This window comes from Pectobacterium peruviense, from assembly GCF_002847345.1.
GTDB lineage: Bacteria > Pseudomonadota > Gammaproteobacteria > Enterobacterales > Enterobacteriaceae > Pectobacterium > Pectobacterium peruviense.
Genome location: NZ_LXFV01000019.1, coordinates 1 through 20,281, shown reverse-complemented (window position 1 = coordinate 20,281; position 20,281 = coordinate 1). Strand labels below are relative to the sequence as shown.

Here is a 20,281-nt window from a genome sequence, read left to right as displayed (position 1 = left end):
TGAGCGAGGAAACTATTGCTAATTAACCCGCGACTAACCAGAAAGAAAGCATTGGGACTTTAATATAGAACAACGTTTTGTCTTCAACCGGCCACAGTTGAAGGCTGACGCTAAGGTTTTCATATTGTAAATCATCCAGGAAAATAGCATTTCCGCCTTTATAATTGTGCGGGTTATTAGCTTTCCCTTCGTGATAGCGAACATTCTCTACTGGACCACCATCGAAACTGACGGTGGCAGAACCAGATGTTGAACTCGGATCTTTATCAAGCAGGTTAATATCTACCGTCGCATTAAAAGGGACGTGATGAATATTGACTGCAATAGTGATATTGGCGCTGTAATCACTAATAGAATTAACTTTGATCGTACCACATTCACTCATGCTGCCTCTGGAGAACAATTGCCATGATGCTGGCAGTAATTTTCCAGCAGTGGCTTCGGTTCCTACAAACTGTGTGATTTTAGCCATGATTATTTTCTCTCTATTAGGTTTTATTGTGTGTTTTCCATGCTTCACAAATAAAATAATTAATTCTTGCCTTGTTAAGGTTGAATTGAAAATATTTTCTTTGTTTGCATGTTGGATTAATTTAGTTATGAATAGGGTAATGCACAATATGACCTGTGGATGAGGGGGGGATGGCATACGTCAAATTAAATATAATGTCATTATGCTGGTGATGTTTTTTTTTTTGGATTATTATTTTTGTTGAATTAATACAGAGTTATTTTTTATTTCACGCTGTGTTAGGATATTTTCACTCATTACCTGTCAGGAAGACTGCGTATGATCTCAACGCAATACATCAGTCGAATCGCGCTGGCACACGAAAAAGTGGATTCACTTGAGGTGTATCCGTTTTCGATTCCGTCGATTCGCTCATTGGATAAGCTGGATCTGCATCCAAAAGTCACGTTTTTTATCGGCGAGAATGGCTCAGGAAAATCTACGTTGCTGGAAGCCATTGCGGTTTCGATGGGATTTAACCCTGAAGGCGGCACCCGCAATTTCAACTTCGGCACTCGTACCTCGCATTCCAGACTCTCGAATTTCTTGCGGGTAGCGAAAGGCATCAAGCGGCCTAAAAACGGCTTCTTCTTACGTGCGGAGAGTTTCTTCAATGTCGCGACGGAGATTGAGCGGCTAGATAGCGAGCCTGGCTTTGATCCACCCGTGATCGATTCCTATGGTGGTCATTCGCTGCATGAACAATCCCACGGCGAATCCTTCATGGCGCTGCTGCTCAACCGTTTTGGTAAAGAGGGGATTTATCTGCTCGACGAACCAGAAGCCGCACTGTCGCCCAGTAAGCAGCTGGCTGCGATTGCCCGTATGCACGACCTCATTCTTGAAGGATCGCAGTTTGTTATCGCGACCCATTCCCCGATCCTGATGGCGTACCCTGATGCTACTATCTTTGAGTTCAGTGAAGAGGGAATACAGCAGGTGTCCTATGAGGACACAGAACACTATCAAATCACGCGTTCTTTCCTGAACAACCCTGAGCGAATGTTACGTGAGCTACTGGCAGAGTAGGGATTAACACGGCGTTGGGGTAAAGGATAATGAGGCGTTATATCAAGACGGGAAACCGCCTTTTTTCTTTTAGAACCTTTTTAAGGAAACCACTATCCACGTTAGCTGATAACATACCAAACGATCGGTAGAGGATAGCGAGCCATGAATATCAAACAATTGCGTTATTTCTGTAAAGTGGTTGAAGCAGGGGGAATAAGCCAGGCCGCGAAGGTTTTTTCTCTTGCTCCAGCGGCAATCAGCCTGCAAATCACGTCGCTGGAAAAAGAGTTGAACGGTGAGCTGTTTAACCGTACTTCTCGACCCATTACGCTGACAAAGCTGGGCGAGTTTCTTTTTAACAAAGCTCATGAAGTGATATTCAGCTTTGACAAGCTCGAAAGGGACGCGTTGCAGTATGTGAGTACTGCATCCGTTAATCTCAATTTGGGGTTTGTCCGGTCGGTGATGTTTAATCTTATTCCCGAAACAATCAAACTTTTTTCAGAAAAGCACGGCCATATTAGTATCACCCTAAAAGAGGTGCTTTCTGAATATCAGACCGATCTGCTATCAACGCAATCCATTGATATTGGTTTCACCCGTGAAATGGATATCAGCGAGCCGACTGACGGGCAGGAACTGTCGCGCGAACTGATCTTGATTGATCCTCTTGTGGCGGCGATTCCGATTAATCACTATTTGAGCCGGAAGAATTTTATTACGCTGCGAGATTTTTGTAATTCACCCTTTATTATTTTTCCGAGCGATCCTAAAAGCAGCTATACCATGCGAATTCAGGATAAATTTATCGAATATGGCGTACAGCCCGCCGTTGCTCATCGCACGGTCGAAATACATACGGCGTTGGCATTGGTTGGGGCAGGATTAGGCGTCACGCTCGTTGGAAGATCAACAATTCCTAATAATCGTCAGGATATTCTTTTTCTGCCAATCGAAGATTTTAAATGCTTGAGCTATATCTACGCCGTTTATAACGCGAAGAACCCGAACCCGAATATTATGAATTTTATTGAAACGATGAAGACGATATCAGGTTGAGTGCGGCTGGCTTTCGTTTAAAGGCACCTCCTTGTGCCTTAGCGATAGGATGATTAGGCTGCTTTCCGATCAATTTGATCGTCAGAGAGCGGTTCAGAAATGGTGAAGAGGACAAGCAAGCATAAGAAAGAGCCTAGCGCCATGAATCCGAAAACGTGTCCCCAGGTGTAATGATCGAGCAAGTATCCTGCGACCAAAGGACATACCGCACCGCCTAACTGGCCTCCGGTATTAATTAGCGCCCCAGCAACTGGAAAGACATCTTTGGTCGTCAGTGACATCGGATAGACCATATAAGCTGAGAAGCCGAGATTAAACAGAATCCCTGTCAGTAACAGCAATGGACCAAGAATCATCGGGTTGTCTGGTGCATTGATGAGGATCACCATCATGATCACCGTTGCTATCGCTGATAGCATCATTAATGGCTTGCGGCGTTTATTGAGAATGCGATCTGAGCACCAGCCGCCAATAATATTGCCAATCACTGCGCCAACCCACGGAGCAGAGGCCAGCATTCCCATTTTGATAATGGAAAAGCCTTTTTCATTCATCAAATAGGTAGGGATCCAGGCAAGGAGAACATTCACAATCCCCATCATGAAGAAGTAGCCTAACGTGCTGCCAAGAATATTCCAGGATCTGAAGATGCCCTTGGAATTATCAATCAGTTTCACCTTCTTGGCACGAATCAACTTGTCCAGCAGTGTGAAGCGTCGAACGGGGACGACTTTTTTCTGCGTGGCCGTATTCGCTGATGGTGTGGAAACACTGTCTCGTTCTTCAATTAGCGCGATCTCGCTTTCGGAACAAAAGCGACTTTCCTGTGGCGTGTTAGGAACGAGCAAGTACCATATAACGCTAAGAAAAATACCGGGAATCGCGAAGAAATAGAAAGCGTAGTGCCAACTATAGTGATAAAGAATAAAGGCACAAACCGGAGGAACAAGCACAGGGCCGAATTTTGCGGCGGACAAAAATATTGAGGTGACTATGCCTTTCTCGCGAGAAGGGAACCACCGGTTTATTGTCGATGTTATACCAATCGGCAATGGACCTTCCGCAAGCCCCAGAATGAAACGGGAAACCTTGAGCCCGAGAATGGAGGTAGAGAAACCCACCAAGCCAGTTGCCAATGAGGTCAGGATCATAGAGAGGGAGAATATTTTCCTCACGCCGAATTTTGAATACAAAAAACCGCTTGGGATCTGCGCTATTGCATAAGCGAGCAGGAATAAACTTGCTAAGGCGCCAGCTTCTGTATTAGACATATGAAAATCGTTACGGATGAACGGTAAAACAACCCCGATGTTGGCTCTATCCGCTGCGGCAATGGTGTACACGAAGAAAATCAGTGTTGTGACAACCCAGCGAAACGTACTGCTATTTTTTATTTTATTCATTTTTTTTACCTGCTGATTAAATAAGTAAGTGTTTATCTTTCATTTGGTTTTAATTATTTATTTTTATAACGTACTTCTTTTTTATGTTTTTACTTTTATCCGACATGATGCCATGACGGGATGTTTATTTCAGATTCAGATTTTTAAAAATGCTACTTAGCTCCATTAATTCAGCCGTTGATGAACCCTGTGATATCTTTTCTTTGTAGATGTTCTCTTTTTCCTCACGTTCTTCAGAAAGATGGATAACTTCTTCCAGACGTGATTGCTCTATGACGACGAGGCCGTCTGAATCACCGACGATAATATCGCCGGGATGAATTACGCAGTCACCAATCAGAAGCGTTTCATTCATTTTCCCTGGCTGCTTTTTCTCTGTACCGCGAATAGAAAGCCCTTTTGCAAAAACGGGAAAGTTTGACTCGATAATCGCATCGCTGTCTCTTACTGCGCCGTTCACGACTAGTCCAGCCAGGCCAATATTTTGCGCCTGTGCTGTTAACACATCACCCCAAATGCCTGCACCAGTGAATCCATCGCAGTTGATGACCAGCACGTCACCTTTTTTAGCGTGGAGCAGTGCATAATGAATCATCAAATTGTCCCCTGGTCTCATCTGTAGCGTTGTTGCAGGACCAACGAGTTTCATACCTCGTGCCAGTGGTTTGATAGAAGAATCAAGTGAACCTGTTGCTCCTTGTGCTTCATAGAGCGTTGCCGTACCCAGGCGTTTTAATTTCTCTGTTAATTCGATATTCAGTGTGTTTTTTTTATTCAACATATTTTCATTCAACATAGTTGTGCCTATTCTATTTTCCAGGTGCGATGTTTGACGCATGTAAATAGTTTTTTTACATGTGTAGATCAAATCTATTTGGCTGTGTTTAATTATATTGTTTATTTTTTTTAGTGTTATTTTTTCTCGATATTGATAGTCAGATAAATAGAGAGAAATAGTGTTTCTATTAGCTTCTCCGTTCTTGGTAGTGATGATAGAGGTAGCGCGGAATTACTCAATATAGGGTTATTTAAAACAGTTTAAGAAAAACTTAACATGAAGGGATAGCTGGCTGGAAAGAGATGAGGCTTGTTATGTAAAGTGATTTAATACAATGATTTAAACTATTTTTTAAACGATAAAATATAGTTTTCTAGCTAAACTGACTGCTGATTATGTGATTTCTGAGTAATTTTTTATGTACTGCATTATAGCGAATGACTGAGCCGCCGGTTTTTGGGAAAGCACATCGCGGCCCAGATCTTAGCCTCGTTATAAATAGCTCAAGGTGAAGTTCGCCGTTGCCACAAAATCACCGGATTGAATCAGGTCGTCGCGTATCTTTTCGATGCGAGCCGAAAAGGGAATGGCGTTGTCCCCGCTTTGCAGCACCACACTATCCGTGCTGTTGTTAATGCCGACCAGTTTGTTTTCATGGTAAATGCCAACTGCGATGCCTTTGGCACCCGATGAGGTATCCAGCGCTAACCGCTTTGGTAATAACGGCTCTTCTTTTCCTGAAAAAAGGATCGTGACGTTTTGGTAGGTATCCAGATTGCAGTCCGTAAGGTTAATCGTGAAGTCATGCCAGTCACCGTAACTATTGGCTTTTAAATAGCGATCGGAGACTTCACTCATGTCCACCACAATGGCTTTGCTCTCCGTACTCACATTGCAGGCGGCGTTGACGACTAAAACGTGAAACGTCACTTCATGGTCGTCCAGTGATGACTTCTGTTGTGCGATGGACGACCCCGATGGCAGAGCCAAAATACCGAGTGTGAAAGCGAGTAATGCGCCGCGTGGCCTGGCTTTCATTACCGTGTTGTCATTTTTTATCATCGTTGCGATCTCGCGTATGAAGACAGATTAATGATAATTAAACCGCAGAATAATATTTTTCTCGGTATCGCCTATTACGGCGGGGCCGGAAGCGTAGAGCTTGGCTGTATAACGCCGTTCGAGCATGCCGCTTGATGCCGTGAGGCCGTCAACCAGACCGATGAACTGGTTAAACGCCACGTTATTACCGCTGCGCATATCTTCGATTTTTAATGTGGCGCCATTTCCCATATTCATGCCGTCTATCCCGACGAGCGAATTGCCCCGCGAAGAGGCATCAAAGTTGATGTCGAGATCGAATCCCTTGCCGCAGTCTTCCCCACCATCGGTCGATACGTTGATGTGGAACTCCGTTTGCGCCAGCGCGTTGGCCTCTGTACCTGACCACGCTCTCACCGTACCAAAATCGACATAGCTATCGGGCGAGACATTGATCTTCGCCGCGCACTGCATAATGTCGATGCCGTGTAGCCCTGACAGGCTTAGGCCATAGTTGCTATCGGGCTTATTGTTGATGCCCCCTTCACCGTCAATCTGGAAGACGCGCAGTGAATCGACTCCCGCTGTGGTGTCGGTGATATTCGCCGTTTTTTCGAGATAGAGCTGCACCGTGACATTGAGCATGGTCGGGTTGGACGGCGGTGCTGAACCATTGGGCCCCGGCGAGATCCACTGTCCTGTGGACACGCGAGAGGCGGTAGTGCCGCCATTGGTAATCACACCGAGATCCTGGCCGTTATAGATGATGCCAATTCCAACACCTTGGCTGATGACCTTGCCTTCAGGATTGGGATAGAAATAGGACATCTCACCCTGCGGGCGCACGGATTTATACGCCCAACAGGCCAGGCTGCGGGTATAGGGTTTTGATGTCCAGAGACGGCTGCCAATAGGCAAGGTCGCTGGGATTTTTAGCGTACCGATATCCTCATAATCGGCGACAGGGCCGGTCACTGTGCCCAGACGGCATTCCAACGCGCTGGCGTTAAACGCCGTTAGACCGAAAAAGAGTGCCGCGCAGAGGGCGACATAGCGATGTTGACGAGTGGCTAACCAATACATGGCGGATATCCCTGTAGCTTATTTACGAATTACGGGCTGGCACTGGTTTTGTACGCAGGTAAAAGGCAACTCCAGATGGCCGCCGTAGTCATTCACGTAGTACAGATAGAAGCGATCGACCGCACCGTCATTTACCTCAACCGAGAGGGTTGAGCGTGGCGCGACCATAAAGGCATTTCCCTTTATCAGGCTGGTGGGGGTGGCTCGCGTCGCTTTGGGCTGTTTCAGTATGCTGCTTACCGTGATGTAGTACGGCGTTGGGTTTTCTACCTGAAAGGTCTTTCCCGTTTTTCTGACGATCAGCTTTTCCTGCCATATTTCGTCTTTGGCTGGCTTTACGCTGCGGGGGCGGAAGAACACCTTGATTTCAGACTGAATCGCTATCTGTAGTACGTTAGGTTTTTCCGCCTTGGGGGGGATTTCCCGGACGTTAAGGTAAAACAGCGACTCGCGGTCAGTCGGTAATTGGCTGATTTTTTCGGTTTTGACCAGACGGATCAGGCTATATCCTTTCGCTTCGATGCGCTGTAATGGCGGCAGCACCATCAACGGCGTGGTCACCTTATTGTGTCGCTCGTCCGTCAGCCACGACTGCGCCAGAAACGGGTTCTCCGCGTTTTGGTTCATTAACATGACTGTCGCGGATTGCTCATCATCGTTAAAAATAACGCGGGTGCGATCGAGGCTCAGGGCGCTATAGGCCGAGGGCATCAAAAACAGGCAACCGATGATGAATCCTACTGCTCGCCGATAAGATGGGTATTTCATAACGTACTCTCCGGGCTTCTCTATATTCTTCACGCCGCTTATTTACAGGGAAGCAGCAGCGCATCAAGGTGATTTAAGGTGGCGGGTAGGGTGATGGAACACTGCGTTCTCCCCTCCCAGATGACGGATAGCGTTTCGTCAGGCGATACGCCCGTGATATAGGCCTGTCCGCCGTTGGTAACCATGGCGATATCGCGGCCCTTCTTGTTCTTGATCTGGGCGGCGAATGGGGGATATTTGCCATCGGCCAGCGCAATGTGTGCCATGACTTTTTCCCCGCTCACCACCTCGAATTTGCGGTAGCCAATCGCGCCTTCGGTCAGCGTGCCTTGAACCACCGTCGTCATGGCTTCAATATTTTGCGGTAATTTCTGTATATCGATGCGGGTCGACACATCGTAGTAGCTACTGGTACCGGCAATGACGGCCAGGCCATAGCGGTTAGTTTCGACCTGACTGCCAGAGAACGGTACGTCCGCCTGTTCCGTATCGACCATGATGCGAGTGCCGCCCTGATTGCCTTTCGGATGTGCCGCGACGCCATGGCGGGTTGCGGTAATCCCGCCGCGCAATGAGCCATTCAGGTAGGTATAGCGATCCTGCTGCCAGGCAACGCCCACGGTGGCATCCGTCATCGGTGCCAGATGGGTGTAGTTGCCGCTCAGGTAGATGTTCTCTTTGCTGTCATGCCGGGTACTCAGATTCCAGGTACGACGCGGATCGGCGTTATTGGAATAGGTCAGCGCCTGATTGCTGCCGTCGTTATAGTGTCCCATGCTGTAGCTCAGGCGATCTTTTTCTCCGAGTGGTATAGAAAAGCTCAGATACAGACTGTCATCGGTACGGCGGTTGAATTCGGTGCGATAGGCCGATAAATTCGCAGAAATTCCTTTAAATGCGCCGATATCAAGGTACTTGTTGAGCGAAATGCCGTAGCGATCCTGCTCGGCTTCATTCCAGTAGGTTTGGCGTGTATAGGTAACGTAGGTCGACAGCCCGCTCAGCAGCGAAGATGACTCTTGTGTCGCGAAGTTTTTTGAGAGCGTAATGGTGTAGCGCTCTTTTTCATTGCGATAGCGGTTATCAAGATTCAGCGCATAGAGATACTGCGCCATGCTCATGTAGGTCTTCTCTGAAAAGCGATAGCCAGCAAAACTGACCTGGCTATCGATCGAATTGAAGTATTTAGACCAGTTAAGCGAAAACGCATGTCCCATTTGCGACGAGGACATGGTCGGAAGCGTCGCGCGAGACTGTGTGATATCAGCGGACAGTGCGCCCAGCAGATAGAGATTTTTCCCTATGCCTGCTGACCAGGACTGGTAGTTATTGGACAAAATACTGCCGCCGTACACCGACCACGCGTTGGATAATCCCCATGAGGCTTCGGCAGCAGAAAAGGCTGGGCCTTGCAGACGATGGTTGGTATTTGAGGGTTTCCCTGCGGCGAGTTTGTACTGCACGTGTCCGGGGCGCGTTAGGTAAGGCAGGTTGGCCGACTCGGTCTGGAACGTCGTGACCGTGCCGTCTTCTTCCGTCACGCGGACATCCAGCGTTCCGCTGACGCCGTTTTTCATATCCTGAATCGCAAAAGGGCCGGCAGGAACGGTAGTTTCATAGATCAGCCTGCCATTTTGCGTGACGGTCACCGTCGCGTTTGACTTGGCGACGCCGCGAATTTCGGGCGCGTAGCCACGCAGCGAAGGGGGAAGCATGTTCTCGTTATTGGCTAATGACACGCCGGTAAAGCGATAGCTATCGAACAGATTGCTGTTGAAATACATTTCACCCAGCTTGAGATCGGCTGACAGGGTGGGAAGCGGACGATAAGCGTAAAACTGATCCCACGAGAAGCTATCGCGATTCGAGTTGCGCGATTTTTGCAGAAAATAGCGGTAATCGGCACGGTAGCGCCAGGCTCCCTGATTAAATCCGGCTGTTCCGTAGCTGCTGAGATAGTGCGATGTGCCTCTGCCATTGGTCTCACGACGTACGTTCCCGACGAGGTTATAGTCCAGCAGTGCGCCGCCGATTCCATGATCCCATTGTTCGGGCGGAATCCAGTTGCGATCGCTGTACACCAACCAGGCCTGAGGAATGGTAATATTTAGCGTTCCCATGCCTATTTGGTTAGAGATTTTGACGCCAGCAATTGGTGTCAGATCGACACATGTGCCGTTATTCCATAATTCAGCTTGGTCGCGTGCTTCTTTTTTTAGCGCCAGTTTATCGACGAGTTCAGTCGAGAGGCAGGCCGTTGGCCGAGCGCGATTATTACCTTCCGGCAGGTAGCTAATCATCTCTTGCTGTATTTCACGTGCGTTGACTTTTATCGATAAAAGATAGGTGCCAGGCGTGACGTATTCGGGGTCAGAAAAATGGCTAAGATCAATGTCACTGCGCTCATCGACATCCAGTACATTAATGTTAAATTCCGTTGCACTGAGTGATGTTGAACTCAAAGAAAAAATAAAAATACCATAGTGAAATAAAGCGAGTTGTATTTTTTCTTTGAGTGTAATGTTCTTCATTTCCATAGGATTATATGCTTAAGCAGATGCAGCACTGTGGTGTCCATTCATGTCAAACGACATGTGGAATAAAGAAAGGGTATAGGGGAGGAGACCTCCCCGTTTGGTTACAGATACCCTGTTGCTAGCGCATAAATATTTTATTGATAAGACACAACAAAATTAGCTGTGCTGGAGAAAGCCCCTGTGGTTATTGTTGGTGACTCGCCGTCCTGTGGGGTTGGGAGTTTGGCGACATAAGACGTGAAGGAGAAAATATTATCTCCGTTTGCCAGCGGCGTAGCAGGAACGGCTGGTGTTGTTCCGTCGAATTTAATTTTTTCGCCGATGCGTTCTACGGCAATACCTGCACCAGTTGCACTGCCGTTTAATGCCAGAAGCTCATTATTGGTGCCTGATGCCGCGCCGCCGGAGAAAACAATTTTGGCGCTGGTTGCGGTATCCAGACTGCAATCTTTTAATGTGATATCAAACGGCTTAATTTCTGAGGTGCCGCCGTTTTCCAGCACGGTTTTGCTGATTTCGCCAAACTCAATAGTTTGATGCAGATCTTCCTGAGAAACTGAGCAAGGCGTATCAATAATTTTTCCTTTAAACGTCACCGATCCATTATGTGAATCTGCGGCATAGGCACCGACAGAAAATATCACGGAGATGATAGATGCCAGGGTGATTATTGATGGTTTCATATTATGCTCTCTCTGTTGGTTACTCTATTTAAAAGATGAACGCTATGTATGAGTGTTCACCGTATTCATACCTAACGGATAATGCTTTCTCTATTGATTGACTGACGGCTTACCACCTTTCATGTGGTGGATATATTTCCCAGTCTGTCCAGCTTATTGCTCTGGAACGAGGTGAATAGTAATGATGGTTGATTTTATGGTCAAATATATTGCTTTAAATATATTTATTTAGTTTATATGTTTTAAATTTACAATTATTTAGGTTTTTATGCTGATGTGGGTTTTTTCTTGTTTTAGAGGTATTTTAAGAAGGGAATATCGTTTTTAGATATAAATCATGTTAATTCAATGCGTTATTTTACGATCTATTTCCTTTTCGTTGATGGGGTAAAATGGCTGTTTAGCTATAAAAATAATGAAATGTCTTTTTTGTTTAGGTAGTGATTTAATGAAAGTTAAATAATCTTTGACAATAAATGGGGAAGTTTTTATCCTTGCCGAAGATAGCCTCGCTAAGGCTATGTATATAATCAGTTTTACTTTTATAGATAACCTGTTTTTTTCTCATGGCGATTTTTCAGATTATTCCGTAGGTTTTATGATCATAAAAAAGCATATCTATAATGTTACTGTAACAAATGAATAGTGTCTCTAATCTTGATGGAAAAGGTCGAATGGTTTATTTGATTAATGATTTAATCATTTTCAACGAGGGAGAGGGAACACTGGCATGGATAGAACGTGAAAATGAAGCAACCTCTGTGAATTTTCCTATTTCCCGATTGCTCTGTTTATTAATAGAAAATCAAGGGGTAACGCTAAGCCGTGATTTTTTGTTAAAGGAAGCACTGGAAAAGCATGCACTTTGTCCTTCTCTTAATAATCTCAATAATTATCTATCTCTACTAAGGAAGGTATTGCGCGAGTTTGACCTTTCAGATTCGATAGTGACTATTCCTAAAATGGGTATTGTCTTTAACGTTGAAAGTATTGTTTTACATCTGAATGAGGATGTGGGAGATGAAGAGAAAAAAAAGTTAAATCAGGAGGTTGAAGAGGGATTTGAAGAAAAAGGTTATGAAGAAAAAAAACCTTTTTCTATGAAACATCATACTATTCCTGAACCAGTAAGGACGCAGCAATATATCAAATTTTTTCTTATCTGTACTGCGATAGTCGGGGCTTTCCTACTCGTGTTGGCGAACGTAAACCGTTTCCCGTATCGGCACCTTGTTGATGTGAAGATGAACGGGAAATGCGAGCTTTTCTATTTATATGATAGCGTTGGCTACCCTCTCCCTACTGATTATGAAAAATTGTGTTCAGATAACATATTGTTCTTCCTGTCGAAAAAGATCGTTATATCTGAAATGCTGGATAAGAAGAGTGAAATTGTTATTTCCTGCAAGAAAGACGGGAAGGGATGTGTGACTTATGTTAATAATTAAAGTCAGAAAGAAAATTTTTTGCACCGTGGTGGTGCTTTGTATTTCATTTTCTCTTGGGATCATTTTTTATTTAAAAAGTAATTTATACAGAAAACCGCTGATATGCCAGGGTGAGGTAAAGCTCTACGCAGAAGATCAGACGATCAGAAAGGAATATGACGTCTATTTTTATCTCAATAACCAAAATAAGGCGCTGGTTTTGGTCAACGGTTTTTACATTGGCGAAGATGGCGTGCCGCTAACGATTCGGCGTACGTTCAGCTTTGATTCAGTGTGGGAGGGGAGCCGTCTGGTGGTGAACAATATCGCGATGAATAAGCATACCAATGACAATTCCCCCAATGAAGCAATCCCCATTCTGGCTGAAAATGATGTTATTCAGTTTGAAATGTTGACGAAACATACCTATCTGATTAGTAACGTCCAATCAAAAATGGCATGCAACATCCGCGATTAATGCGTGTTGGAACAGTGCGTGTACACATTAATCGCTACTCGGAATGGACTGCTCACGTGCGTCATAACACGCGTTGTATAAAATCATCAATATCTTCAGTTGCTTGCTGGAAATCGGCAGTGGAAGGGTTAATAATCAAATGGTCAGAGTAGCCGTTTAACAATGCGCCCAACTGGCGGGAGACGCGCTGAGTATCGGCATTTTTAAAGGCACCGGATGCGACACCTGACGCAATAATGTCTTCCAGTAAAGCAAACCACTTCTCTGTCATTACCTGGGCGAGCTCAGCGTAAGCGGTATTGTGAACCGCCAACTGCCATAGCGATCCATAAAGATTCCAGATGACGTCAGTGGCATCCGGTAGGTAATTTTTTACCAACCCGCGCAGTTTTTCTTTCGGCGTCAACGTGGCGATTTCTGCCGCGACGTCTTCCAAATCTTTCTGCATAAACACGGTTAGCGCCTCAATCGACAGTGTCTGCCAGTCAGGAAAGTAGTGATAAAGATGGCTACGCGAAATACCGACGTGCTCTGCCAGTTCACGTGTTGTCACTTTCTCTATGCCTTTCTCAATAAATAGCTCGATTGCGCCACCAAGGATTTTGTCTTTTAGCGCTTTCGTCGTCTCTTTCATTCCCGTCCCCGCGTTGACTTTGAGCAGATGCTCAAATACAATTTTTGCTCTTGAGCAACCGCTCAAGTATAACTCTGTTAGATGCTATTCTCATGCAAACCCATAATATCAGCGAACCGGCCAAGGTTTCGCATAGTGCCGCTGTCACCCTTAAAAAACTGGGAAAGCTGCATGGCAAAAAACTGATTCTCACCCTGCTGTTAGTGGTGGCGGAGAATGTGACTTATCTGCTTTATCCCCTCATGGCGGGCTTCGCGATTAACGCGATTCTGAATGCTCAGCCCTGGCATGCGGTATTGTATGCTCTGATGGTTTTTATTATGTGGGCGATTGGCGCAGCGCGACGCAGCGTGGATACGCGCACATTCGCCCGTATTTACGCCGCATTGGCGGTGCCAGTTATTCTGGCGCAGAGAAAAGAAAACCACAGCCATTCGACGATTGCGGCGCGCGTGGCGCTGTCACGCGAGTTCGTGGATTTTTTTGAAATCCATCTCCCAGTGCTGATCACATCACTGGCGTCGATCATCGGCGCCGCCGTGATGCTGTTGGTGATTGAATCCTGGGCGGGCGTTGCCTGCATCGTCATTCTGCTGTTTTTTACCCTGTTCCTGCCAAGTTACACGCGCAAAAATGAAGTCCTGTTCGGCAAATTAAATAACCGTCTGGAAAAAGAGGTGGGTTTTGTTAGCAGTGCGACGGCGGCTTCACTGACCAAACATTATCACGTGTTGGCTGGGCTGCGCATTCGCCTGTCGGACCGTGAGGCGCTAGGTTACTTAGCTATCGGTGCGGCGGCTGCCGTGCTGTTTTCACTGACGATCCTGTATATGACGCTTAATGGCGGAACTAACGCGGGGCATATCTATTCGGTGATGACCTATATGTGGATGTTTGCCATGAGTCTGGACGACGCGCCCGGCTTGTTAGAAAAATATTCGCAGCTAAAAGATATCGGTAAGCGCGTGGATCCGGGTGTGGTGTGAGTGCATCCCGCCAGCGTTCGATAATTCGTCTGTTTTTCTTTTAAGTAAGAAACCCAGCGCTGCGGCTGGGTTTCTCAATCAATACTCACGACTTCTCTTTACACCCGTTCTTTCAATGGCAACGTAGTCACGCAGGTCTGGCTGTCGTCATAGGTCGCAAACGCTGAGCTTGCCACGCGTCCCTGATAGGTGACATTAATCGTCCCTTCAATATTGCGCGGTAACCATACGCCAACAAAACCGTTTTGGTGGCTGTTTAGGGTTTTCTGCACGATAACGTTACCGGCCTTATCCGTGATTTTTACGTCAAACGCCGTATTGGCGAGTTCACCCTGACACCCAGACAAACTGTGGTTAAAGCAGGGATGCGTTTGTTGAATATAAGGGGCGAATGAGAGATAGAATTTATTTCCCAGCGGATAGCTATACTGCTGCTGCCCATCTGACAATTTCAGTTCTTTGCTGGTAATGGACGCGCCGTAGGCCAACGGCCTTGCCTGCGGCGATTGATCGATAACATCGACGATCTGCTCGACGGTTTTCCCCGCCAGTCCTTGCTTGGCTAGAAAAGCATTGGCGTCAGCTGTCGCTGCGAAACCTGAACCGCTTAATGTCAGACCGAGTAGTGCCGCCATCATCTTTATCTTCATCATTACTTCCCCTCAATAGAGTCATTATCTTGGAATCACATGCAATGACGTTACACCTTCCCCCTACGGGAAGGTCAAAAGGTGGAGCGTATAGAAAAGTAAAGTAATGTATTTACTGGTTTTTTATTGATTTTGGTCAATTTTAAACCATAGTGAGTAACTGCGATATGAGTGCCATTATTGATGCCGGTCATGAGTCGGGGATCCTTCCGTCACGCTTACTGACCTGACCAGTAAAACTCGATGCGGATTCCACTCGGTTCATAGCACATCATATGCATTGCCGGACCAGCATGAATCGGAGAAGGCGCGAACTCAATGTTGATGTTATGGGCCGATAATTTCTCAAAGATCTCAAACAGCGCGGCTTTGTTATCAACCTTAATGGCAAGATGATGTAACCCAACGTTGTTTTTTCGATCAAACGCAACAGGTTCGCTGGTTTGCACTTGCCACAGTGTGAGCATTATCGTTCCGTCGCTGACAAAAATAGCGGGATAATCCTCTCGTCGTTTTACCTCTGTCCATCCCAGAAGCGTGGTAAAAAAGTGCGCGCTTTCTTCCAAGGCTGATACCGTCAAACCAATATGGTGAACGCCTTGTGTGGCTGGTGAATTCATGGCTAGTTCCTCAATTAAAGACAAAACCTAGGGTGACTACGCGTTCGTCGGTTCGCTTTGCTTTGCTGATGTGCGATAGGCACCGCGTTATTACTGGCTAAGAGAAGAATGGGATAATGCTAAGAGCTTCGCGTGTCGGCGATAAACATCCTCGCCGCTGGCTACGCCGATAAATTCCGCCCTCACGATCATCCCTTCAAGAAACGTCATGATAGCTTCGGCTTTATACTCCTTGTCTGGTTCTTCGGGGGTGAAGATTGATAGTAAAAATGACTTGAGCCAGGTTTTATGGCGCAGCGCTAGAGCGGTAATGGTTTCATCTTGCCCTTTAAATTCAGCCAGCGCATGCATGAACATACATCCCTTAAAGTCCACGGTTCGGAACCAGGAAAAATGCCAGTCCATCACGGCATCCAGGCGGCTTTCCGCGTCTTTACTTCCTGATATCACGTGAGTGAGCCCTTCCTCAAAATGCGTATGCCGACGAATCAGCACGGCTTCAATTAGCTTGTTTTTTGAACCGAAATGGCGATACATGGAGGTCTTGGAGACTTCCGCCTTATCTCGAATCAAATCCACGCCAACGGCGGTATAGCCAAATTCATTAAAGAGCGCTTCGGCGATATCTACAATGTGCTCTTTCTTGCCCATGCTCTCTTTCATCGTTTTTCTTCATCAGTAATGGGTTGTTTTTGTGTGTACAGATCTGTACTGTTTATTTGGTTGTGTACAGATCTGTACACTCAATATAGCACGGCAATTTCATAAAACTCACATTTTTATCGGGGATGAGCAATGAAGAAACTCAGGGGGGGCGGTGCTTTACCGCCAAAGCCAACGTTTACCCAATTAATGAAAGGGCTAGTGGGTGGGAGCGTAGGGATTCTGATCCTAAGCTACTTGGGGCAATCCACTGGCGTACCGTGGTTGATGGCACCTTTTGGCGCAACGTGCGTCATTTTATTTGCCGCGCCAGCATCGCCATTCGCACAGCCAAGGAACGTAATTGGAGGACATTTCATTACGTCAGCCGTGGGCCTGATTGCTTTATATGTATTCGGTGACACGATCGTTGTTCTGTCACTCGCGGTTGGTGTGGCGACGATGTTGATGCAATATTTTCGTGCGGTTCATCCACCGGCTGGCGCTAACCCACTGGTCATTATTCTGGCAGGGAAAAGCGCCGTGGGGTTTGAGTTCTTAGTCACGCCCGTTCTGCTGGGGAGCATTGTGCTGGTGGCTATCGCCGCCGTGATCAATAACTACGCAGAGGAAAGTCATTGGCCTGCGTATTGGCACGGCATCGGGCAGCGCAAGCGACAACCCTGAGATGGCATGCCTCAGGGATGAGGCGAGTCGTTGGCTGTTTTTTGATGTGGGACGTTTTCTTACTAATCCAGTCTTAGACCTAGACCGCTTCAGCTGTTTTGCAGGGAAGCGTTATTGACGCTCGTTTATACAGCACCTTTGCACCATAGAAATAATCACATGGAATAGCTCATCCCTAGCCTGTTGTTCCGTAATAATTCCTTTAACCGCAGCATAAGATAATCCTTCTGCGGAACCGAGCATGGCACGCAGTGCGGCGTCATGAAGTGGTTGGCCTGCACAGAATGGAGCAAAAAGAGCGCGGCATTTTTCCGTGAAAATGGCATCGTACTCCTGCCTGATGCGTTCCAGCTCGGGAGTGCCAGTGAGTGCTGCCATGACGTTAGGCATTTCGCGCCCCTGAAGCAGCACGCAATCAATGTATGAGGTGGCAATCACCGTCGCCAACTTATCGAGTACGGGTTCAGTCTTACGAATAATGTCATCCATAATCGCTGTCTGGCGAGCATCATATTCCTTGTAAAGTGCAGCTAACAGCCCCGAACGGTTAGTAAAGTGATCGTAAACCACCGGTTTCGTTACGCCCGCCCGTTCTGCCAGATGCCCAAGCGTCAGCGCTTCCGTACCTTCCTCCCGAATAATCTGCCAGGCAGCTTGTATCAGTTGTATATGGCGCTCTTCTCTTGATAAACGCTGTCGTGCCTGTGCTCTGGACATCACCGATATTATCCTGTTGACATTCTTATGTACCAAAAGTAACTTACCAATGGTAGGTTACTGTTAGTATATAAGACTATATCTGACGTCGTTTTATGGCAATAGGGAGCACCCAGAATGCATGCATTACTTGTCGTTTCTCATCCTGTTAATACCTCATTAACCCATAGTGTCGCGACTGCTATAGCGGAAGGGATTGTTGGGGTAAACCCGACAAATACGTTTGAAATCGCAGATCTCACTCAGGAAGGCTTTAACCCGGTGTTTTCTGTGTCAGATATGGCGGCTTTTCAGCGCACAGATGCAACACCGCCTGACGTTATTGCGCAGCAGTCTCGTATTGATAACGCAGATGCGTTGGTACTGGTCTTCCCGATTTATTGGTGGTCCATGCCGGGGCTGTTGAAAGGGTGGATCGATCGTGTTTTTGCAAACGGCTGGGCCTATGAAGAAACAGCTGATGGACGTGTGATAAAGAAACTGGGGCATTTACCGGTGCACCTTGTGGCTCTGGGCGCTGCCAACCAGAGAACATTCGAAAAGCGTGGCTACGCAGATGCCTTTCATGCGCAGATCGCACATGGGATTTTTGATTATTGCGGTGCGCCAGTCTTGACGTCTGAAATGCTGTTGATGCCGGAACTGGGAACGCCAGCGGCCTGTATTGATGCCGCACGTAACATTGGTGAGAAGATTTTTCGATAATCACGGTTATTGATCGCTTGTTAGCAAAGCCTATTTTTTAAATAATATCGCTTTATACCCCAAATAATTCGAGTTTCAGGACAAAACGAGTTCGTTTTGAATAACGCGAAGCGTTAGCCCTTTAGGGCGATGCTCATTAATGAGCATCGTAACGCGGCAAGCGAGGGAATCCCGATGAGCTTACTCAGGTAAGTGATTCGGGTGAGTGAACGCAGCCAACACACATGCAGCTTGAAATATTACGGGTATAATTCCTTATTTCTTTTGGCCGAGACATAAATAGCTGATTATGGCTCAGCCAAATGGATGATACCTTTTTAGCCTCATTTCAGCATACTTTGCGTATCGCCATAAATGACGTGCTAAATAGTCATTCCATCCTCGTTATGAAATCAGATAATAAAGGGAAAGATATGAATTCCGCTGAGAATATAAGACGTATTTCAGAAATAATGATGATGCCTTTAGCTGCAAAAGCATTATGTGTCGCAGCGGAAATAGGGATAGCAGATAAAATAGAAGAGCAGGGTTCAACCATTTCTGAATTAGCAAAGGCATGTCATACATGTGAAAAAAACCTTTTTGATATCATAAAGGTACTTGAGGTATTTGGTTTTTTTGAAGTGAAAGATGAAATTTTTATTAAAAATAACGCATGTTCTACGCTGCTGATGTCGGATAACGTCAGTTCAATGAAAAGTTTCTGTATGTTATTTGGCAATGAATACTATCAGGGGTTTGATGGATTACTGCATACGTGCCGTACAGGGGAGTCGGGATTTAAGCAGAGGTTTGGGCTGACACTATATGAGCACCTGGCAAACTCCGCATCACGAGCCGAAGTTTACGATCTTGCCATGCGGGATTTATCGCGCCCGGTTGGATCTGTACTGGCTAAAGAATATGCGTCACTTTTTAAAAATACTGGCAGCGTCATTGATATTGGCGGCGGTAGCGGCGTTATTTTGACTGAACTTATAAAGCAGTACCATAATCTAACCGGTTGTCTTTTTGACATGACTGGCGTCTGTAGCCGAAGCGAAAAGAGCGTCGCACAGCACTATCCTGCATTGAAAGAAAGAATGGTTTTCACTCCCGGCAGTTTTTTTGAAGCGATTCCTTCTGGTTATGATGTCTATCTGCTTAAAAACGTATTACATAACTGGAATGATGAATTCTGCCTGAAGATCTTAAAAGAAATAGCGAAATCAATTGGAAATTCAACACTGTTAATCATCGAGCCTCTACTGGATCATGAGGAAACGTCACCAAGATTATTGATGAATGCACTTTTCCAATCCGTTATCTGTCAGGATGGCACACGATATAGGACATTGAAAGATATGGCAGATATTCTGGCGTTAGGTGGATTAGTAGTCGTTGGCACAAAGAAAATAGCAACTGGCCACACGGTCGTTGAAATTAAATTAAACACAGCGTTGCTGGAATGAATGGCGTAAAAGACCTATTTTCTTACGTTTTCCATATCGACATTCTCATGACTACTGTTATTAAAAACATGTTATTAAAAACAGTATTGACACTGTTTTTAAAATCCGTAAATTGGTTATCAACAGCGGTAAAGTTCCAGTCTGCTGTTATAGTAAAGACAACGAACACGTTCTTTAATAAGAGTTTTGCGATAAAGGCCACGAAGTATTTTTTGTATGGGTAATCAATGTTGAGAGGCGTTAATATTCTCGCTTGATGATGCTTAAGGCCACGTAGTCAGTATCTACGATCGCAAAAGGGGACGAAAGCGCGATGATGTAAGGCTATGATTTAATTTTTATTGTTTGCGATAGGCGGTGATTGAGTCATTCGCAACATGAGTAAGGCCACGCATCAAAGAGTATATATC

Annotated in this window: 21 protein-coding genes; 8 read left to right on the top strand and 13 right to left on the bottom strand. The window is 46.0% G+C overall.

Translation table 11 applies throughout. The features are described from left to right. Positions 1–22: 22 nt before the first annotated feature. Positions 23–472 (bottom strand): hypothetical protein, encoded by a 450-nt coding sequence (locus A0G03_RS14635; RefSeq protein ID WP_048258934.1) that lies wholly within the window; start codon positions 470–472, stop codon positions 23–25. Positions 473–790: 318 nt separating this feature from the next. On the opposite strand from A0G03_RS14635, the gene A0G03_RS14630 reads away from it, so the two are divergent. Next, the gene (locus A0G03_RS14630) at positions 791–1,540 is read left to right on the top strand and encodes an AAA family ATPase (protein ID WP_048258935.1); all 750 of its coding nucleotides are present in this window, start codon (positions 791–793) and stop codon (positions 1,538–1,540) included. 144 nt (positions 1,541–1,684) lie between these two features. Then, a complete protein-coding gene (locus A0G03_RS14625) occupies positions 1,685–2,581 on the top strand; it encodes a LysR family transcriptional regulator (protein ID WP_048258937.1) in 897 nt (298 codons plus the stop codon). A gap of 53 nt (positions 2,582–2,634) precedes the next feature. On the opposite strand, the gene A0G03_RS14620 is transcribed toward A0G03_RS14625, so the two are convergent. From A0G03_RS14620 to A0G03_RS14590, 7 genes are all read right to left on the bottom strand, one after another. Beyond that, the gene (locus A0G03_RS14620; protein WP_048258938.1) at positions 2,635–3,984 is read right to left on the bottom strand and encodes an MFS transporter; all 1,350 of its coding nucleotides are present in this window, start codon (positions 3,982–3,984) and stop codon (positions 2,635–2,637) included. A gap of 124 nt (positions 3,985–4,108) precedes the next feature. Beyond that, the gene (locus A0G03_RS14615) at positions 4,109–4,780 is read right to left on the bottom strand and encodes an RraA family protein (RefSeq protein ID WP_198528809.1); all 672 of its coding nucleotides are present in this window, start codon (positions 4,778–4,780) and stop codon (positions 4,109–4,111) included. A gap of 474 nt (positions 4,781–5,254) precedes the next feature. Next, the gene (locus A0G03_RS14610; protein WP_241771476.1) at positions 5,255–5,800 is read right to left on the bottom strand and encodes a fimbrial protein; all 546 of its coding nucleotides are present in this window, start codon (positions 5,798–5,800) and stop codon (positions 5,255–5,257) included. Between the two features lie 51 nt (positions 5,801–5,851). Next, the gene (locus A0G03_RS14605; protein WP_048258940.1) at positions 5,852–6,886 is read right to left on the bottom strand and encodes a hypothetical protein; all 1,035 of its coding nucleotides are present in this window, start codon (positions 6,884–6,886) and stop codon (positions 5,852–5,854) included. Positions 6,887–6,904: 18 nt separating this feature from the next. Next, complete coding sequence (locus A0G03_RS14600; protein WP_048258941.1) at positions 6,905–7,654, bottom strand: fimbrial biogenesis chaperone; 750 nt, start codon at positions 7,652–7,654, stop codon at positions 6,905–6,907. 38 nt (positions 7,655–7,692) lie between these two features. Beyond that, complete coding sequence (locus A0G03_RS14595; RefSeq protein ID WP_244177726.1) at positions 7,693–10,116, bottom strand: fimbria/pilus outer membrane usher protein; 2,424 nt, start codon at positions 10,114–10,116, stop codon at positions 7,693–7,695. Positions 10,117–10,325: 209 nt separating this feature from the next. Continuing rightward, a complete protein-coding gene (locus A0G03_RS14590) occupies positions 10,326–10,874 on the bottom strand; it encodes a fimbrial protein (protein ID WP_048258943.1) in 549 nt (182 codons plus the stop codon). A 674-nt stretch (positions 10,875–11,548) separates the two neighbouring features. On the opposite strand from A0G03_RS14590, the gene A0G03_RS14585 reads away from it, so the two are divergent. Together A0G03_RS14585 and A0G03_RS14580 are read left to right on the top strand one after the other, a co-directional pair. Further along, positions 11,549–12,322, top strand: a complete 774-nt coding sequence (locus tag A0G03_RS14585) for a winged helix-turn-helix domain-containing protein (RefSeq protein ID WP_048258944.1) — start codon at positions 11,549–11,551, stop codon at positions 12,320–12,322. Continuing rightward, entirely contained in the window at positions 12,309–12,779 is a 471-nt protein-coding gene (locus A0G03_RS14580; RefSeq protein WP_048258945.1) for a hypothetical protein, read from the top strand. The genes A0G03_RS14585 and A0G03_RS14580 overlap by 14 nt, the downstream gene beginning before the upstream one ends. 61 nt (positions 12,780–12,840) lie before the next feature. Here the strand turns inward: A0G03_RS14580 and A0G03_RS14575 are convergent, their stop codons facing one another. After that, on the bottom strand, positions 12,841–13,413 hold the full coding sequence (locus A0G03_RS14575) for a TetR/AcrR family transcriptional regulator (RefSeq protein WP_048258946.1): 573 nt from the start codon (positions 13,411–13,413) through the stop codon (positions 12,841–12,843). Positions 13,414–13,505: 92 nt separating this feature from the next. On the opposite strand from A0G03_RS14575, the gene A0G03_RS14570 reads away from it, so the two are divergent. Beyond that, on the top strand, positions 13,506–14,399 hold the full coding sequence (locus tag A0G03_RS14570) for an ABC transporter six-transmembrane domain-containing protein (RefSeq protein ID WP_048258947.1): 894 nt from the start codon (positions 13,506–13,508) through the stop codon (positions 14,397–14,399). 98 nt (positions 14,400–14,497) lie between these two features. Here A0G03_RS14570 and cueP read toward each other — a convergent pair whose 3' ends face one another. The 3 genes from cueP to A0G03_RS14555 all read right to left on the bottom strand — a co-directional run bounded on the left by cueP (position 14,498) and on the right by A0G03_RS14555 (position 16,332). Continuing rightward, entirely contained in the window at positions 14,498–15,052 is a 555-nt protein-coding gene (gene cueP, locus A0G03_RS14565) for a copper-binding periplasmic metallochaperone CueP (RefSeq protein WP_198528810.1), read from the bottom strand. 215 nt (positions 15,053–15,267) lie between these two features. Beyond that, positions 15,268–15,669 (bottom strand): VOC family protein, encoded by a 402-nt coding sequence (locus A0G03_RS14560; protein WP_048258948.1) that lies wholly within the window; start codon positions 15,667–15,669, stop codon positions 15,268–15,270. A gap of 90 nt (positions 15,670–15,759) precedes the next feature. Next, positions 15,760–16,332, bottom strand: coding sequence for a TetR/AcrR family transcriptional regulator (locus tag A0G03_RS14555; protein ID WP_080965215.1), 573 nt, complete (start codon positions 16,330–16,332; stop codon positions 15,760–15,762). 132 nt (positions 16,333–16,464) lie between these two features. Here A0G03_RS14555 and A0G03_RS14550 point away from each other — a divergent pair, with 132 nt between their 5' ends. Further along, the gene (locus A0G03_RS14550; protein ID WP_048258949.1) at positions 16,465–16,998 is read left to right on the top strand and encodes an HPP family protein; all 534 of its coding nucleotides are present in this window, start codon (positions 16,465–16,467) and stop codon (positions 16,996–16,998) included. A gap of 111 nt (positions 16,999–17,109) precedes the next feature. On the opposite strand, the gene A0G03_RS14545 is transcribed toward A0G03_RS14550, so the two are convergent. Beyond that, a complete protein-coding gene (locus A0G03_RS14545) occupies positions 17,110–17,715 on the bottom strand; it encodes a TetR/AcrR family transcriptional regulator (protein WP_048258950.1) in 606 nt (201 codons plus the stop codon). A 117-nt stretch (positions 17,716–17,832) separates the two neighbouring features. Between A0G03_RS14545 and A0G03_RS14540 the strand changes: the two genes are divergently transcribed. Further along, positions 17,833–18,420 carry an NAD(P)H-dependent oxidoreductase gene (locus A0G03_RS14540; RefSeq protein ID WP_048258951.1) on the top strand — a complete coding sequence of 196 codons (588 nt, stop codon included), beginning with the start codon at positions 17,833–17,835 and terminating at the stop codon, positions 18,418–18,420. Positions 18,421–18,722: 302 nt separating this feature from the next. Then, positions 18,723–19,871: a methyltransferase gene (locus tag A0G03_RS14535; protein ID WP_241771477.1), complete on the top strand. Its 1,149-nt coding sequence runs from the start codon at positions 18,723–18,725 to the stop codon at positions 19,869–19,871. Positions 19,872–20,281: the final 410 nt, after the last annotated feature.

Excerpts from the sequence above, each read along its gene's own strand:
- A0G03_RS14635 (WP_048258934.1), bottom strand. The coding sequence starts at position 472 with ATGGCTAAAATCACACAGTTTGTAGGAACCGAAGCCACTGCTGGAAAA.
- A0G03_RS14630 (WP_048258935.1), top strand. The coding sequence starts at position 791 with ATGATCTCAACGCAATACATCAGTCGAATCGCGCTGGCACACGAAAAA.
- A0G03_RS14625 (WP_048258937.1), top strand. The coding sequence starts at position 1,685 with ATGAATATCAAACAATTGCGTTATTTCTGTAAAGTGGTTGAAGCAGGG.
- A0G03_RS14620 (WP_048258938.1), bottom strand. The coding sequence starts at position 3,984 with ATGAATAAAATAAAAAATAGCAGTACGTTTCGCTGGGTTGTCACAACA.
- A0G03_RS14615 (WP_198528809.1), bottom strand. The coding sequence starts at position 4,780 with ATGTTGAATGAAAATATGTTGAATAAAAAAAACACACTGAATATCGAA.
- A0G03_RS14610 (WP_241771476.1), bottom strand. The coding sequence starts at position 5,800 with ATGAAAGCCAGGCCACGCGGCGCATTACTCGCTTTCACACTCGGTATT.
- A0G03_RS14605 (WP_048258940.1), bottom strand. The coding sequence starts at position 6,886 with ATGTATTGGTTAGCCACTCGTCAACATCGCTATGTCGCCCTCTGCGCG.
- A0G03_RS14600 (WP_048258941.1), bottom strand. The coding sequence starts at position 7,654 with ATGAAATACCCATCTTATCGGCGAGCAGTAGGATTCATCATCGGTTGC.
- A0G03_RS14590 (WP_048258943.1), bottom strand. The coding sequence starts at position 10,874 with ATGAAACCATCAATAATCACCCTGGCATCTATCATCTCCGTGATATTT.
- A0G03_RS14585 (WP_048258944.1), top strand. The coding sequence starts at position 11,549 with ATGGTTTATTTGATTAATGATTTAATCATTTTCAACGAGGGAGAGGGA.
- A0G03_RS14580 (WP_048258945.1), top strand. The coding sequence starts at position 12,309 with ATGTTAATAATTAAAGTCAGAAAGAAAATTTTTTGCACCGTGGTGGTG.
- A0G03_RS14575 (WP_048258946.1), bottom strand. The coding sequence starts at position 13,413 with ATGAAAGAGACGACGAAAGCGCTAAAAGACAAAATCCTTGGTGGCGCA.
- A0G03_RS14570 (WP_048258947.1), top strand. The coding sequence starts at position 13,506 with ATGCAAACCCATAATATCAGCGAACCGGCCAAGGTTTCGCATAGTGCC.
- cueP (WP_198528810.1), bottom strand. The coding sequence starts at position 15,052 with ATGATGAAGATAAAGATGATGGCGGCACTACTCGGTCTGACATTAAGC.
- A0G03_RS14560 (WP_048258948.1), bottom strand. The coding sequence starts at position 15,669 with ATGAATTCACCAGCCACACAAGGCGTTCACCATATTGGTTTGACGGTA.
- A0G03_RS14555 (WP_080965215.1), bottom strand. The coding sequence starts at position 16,332 with ATGAAAGAGAGCATGGGCAAGAAAGAGCACATTGTAGATATCGCCGAA.
- A0G03_RS14550 (WP_048258949.1), top strand. The coding sequence starts at position 16,465 with ATGAAGAAACTCAGGGGGGGCGGTGCTTTACCGCCAAAGCCAACGTTT.
- A0G03_RS14545 (WP_048258950.1), bottom strand. The coding sequence starts at position 17,715 with ATGTCCAGAGCACAGGCACGACAGCGTTTATCAAGAGAAGAGCGCCAT.
- A0G03_RS14540 (WP_048258951.1), top strand. The coding sequence starts at position 17,833 with ATGCATGCATTACTTGTCGTTTCTCATCCTGTTAATACCTCATTAACC.
- A0G03_RS14535 (WP_241771477.1), top strand. The coding sequence starts at position 18,723 with ATGGATGATACCTTTTTAGCCTCATTTCAGCATACTTTGCGTATCGCC.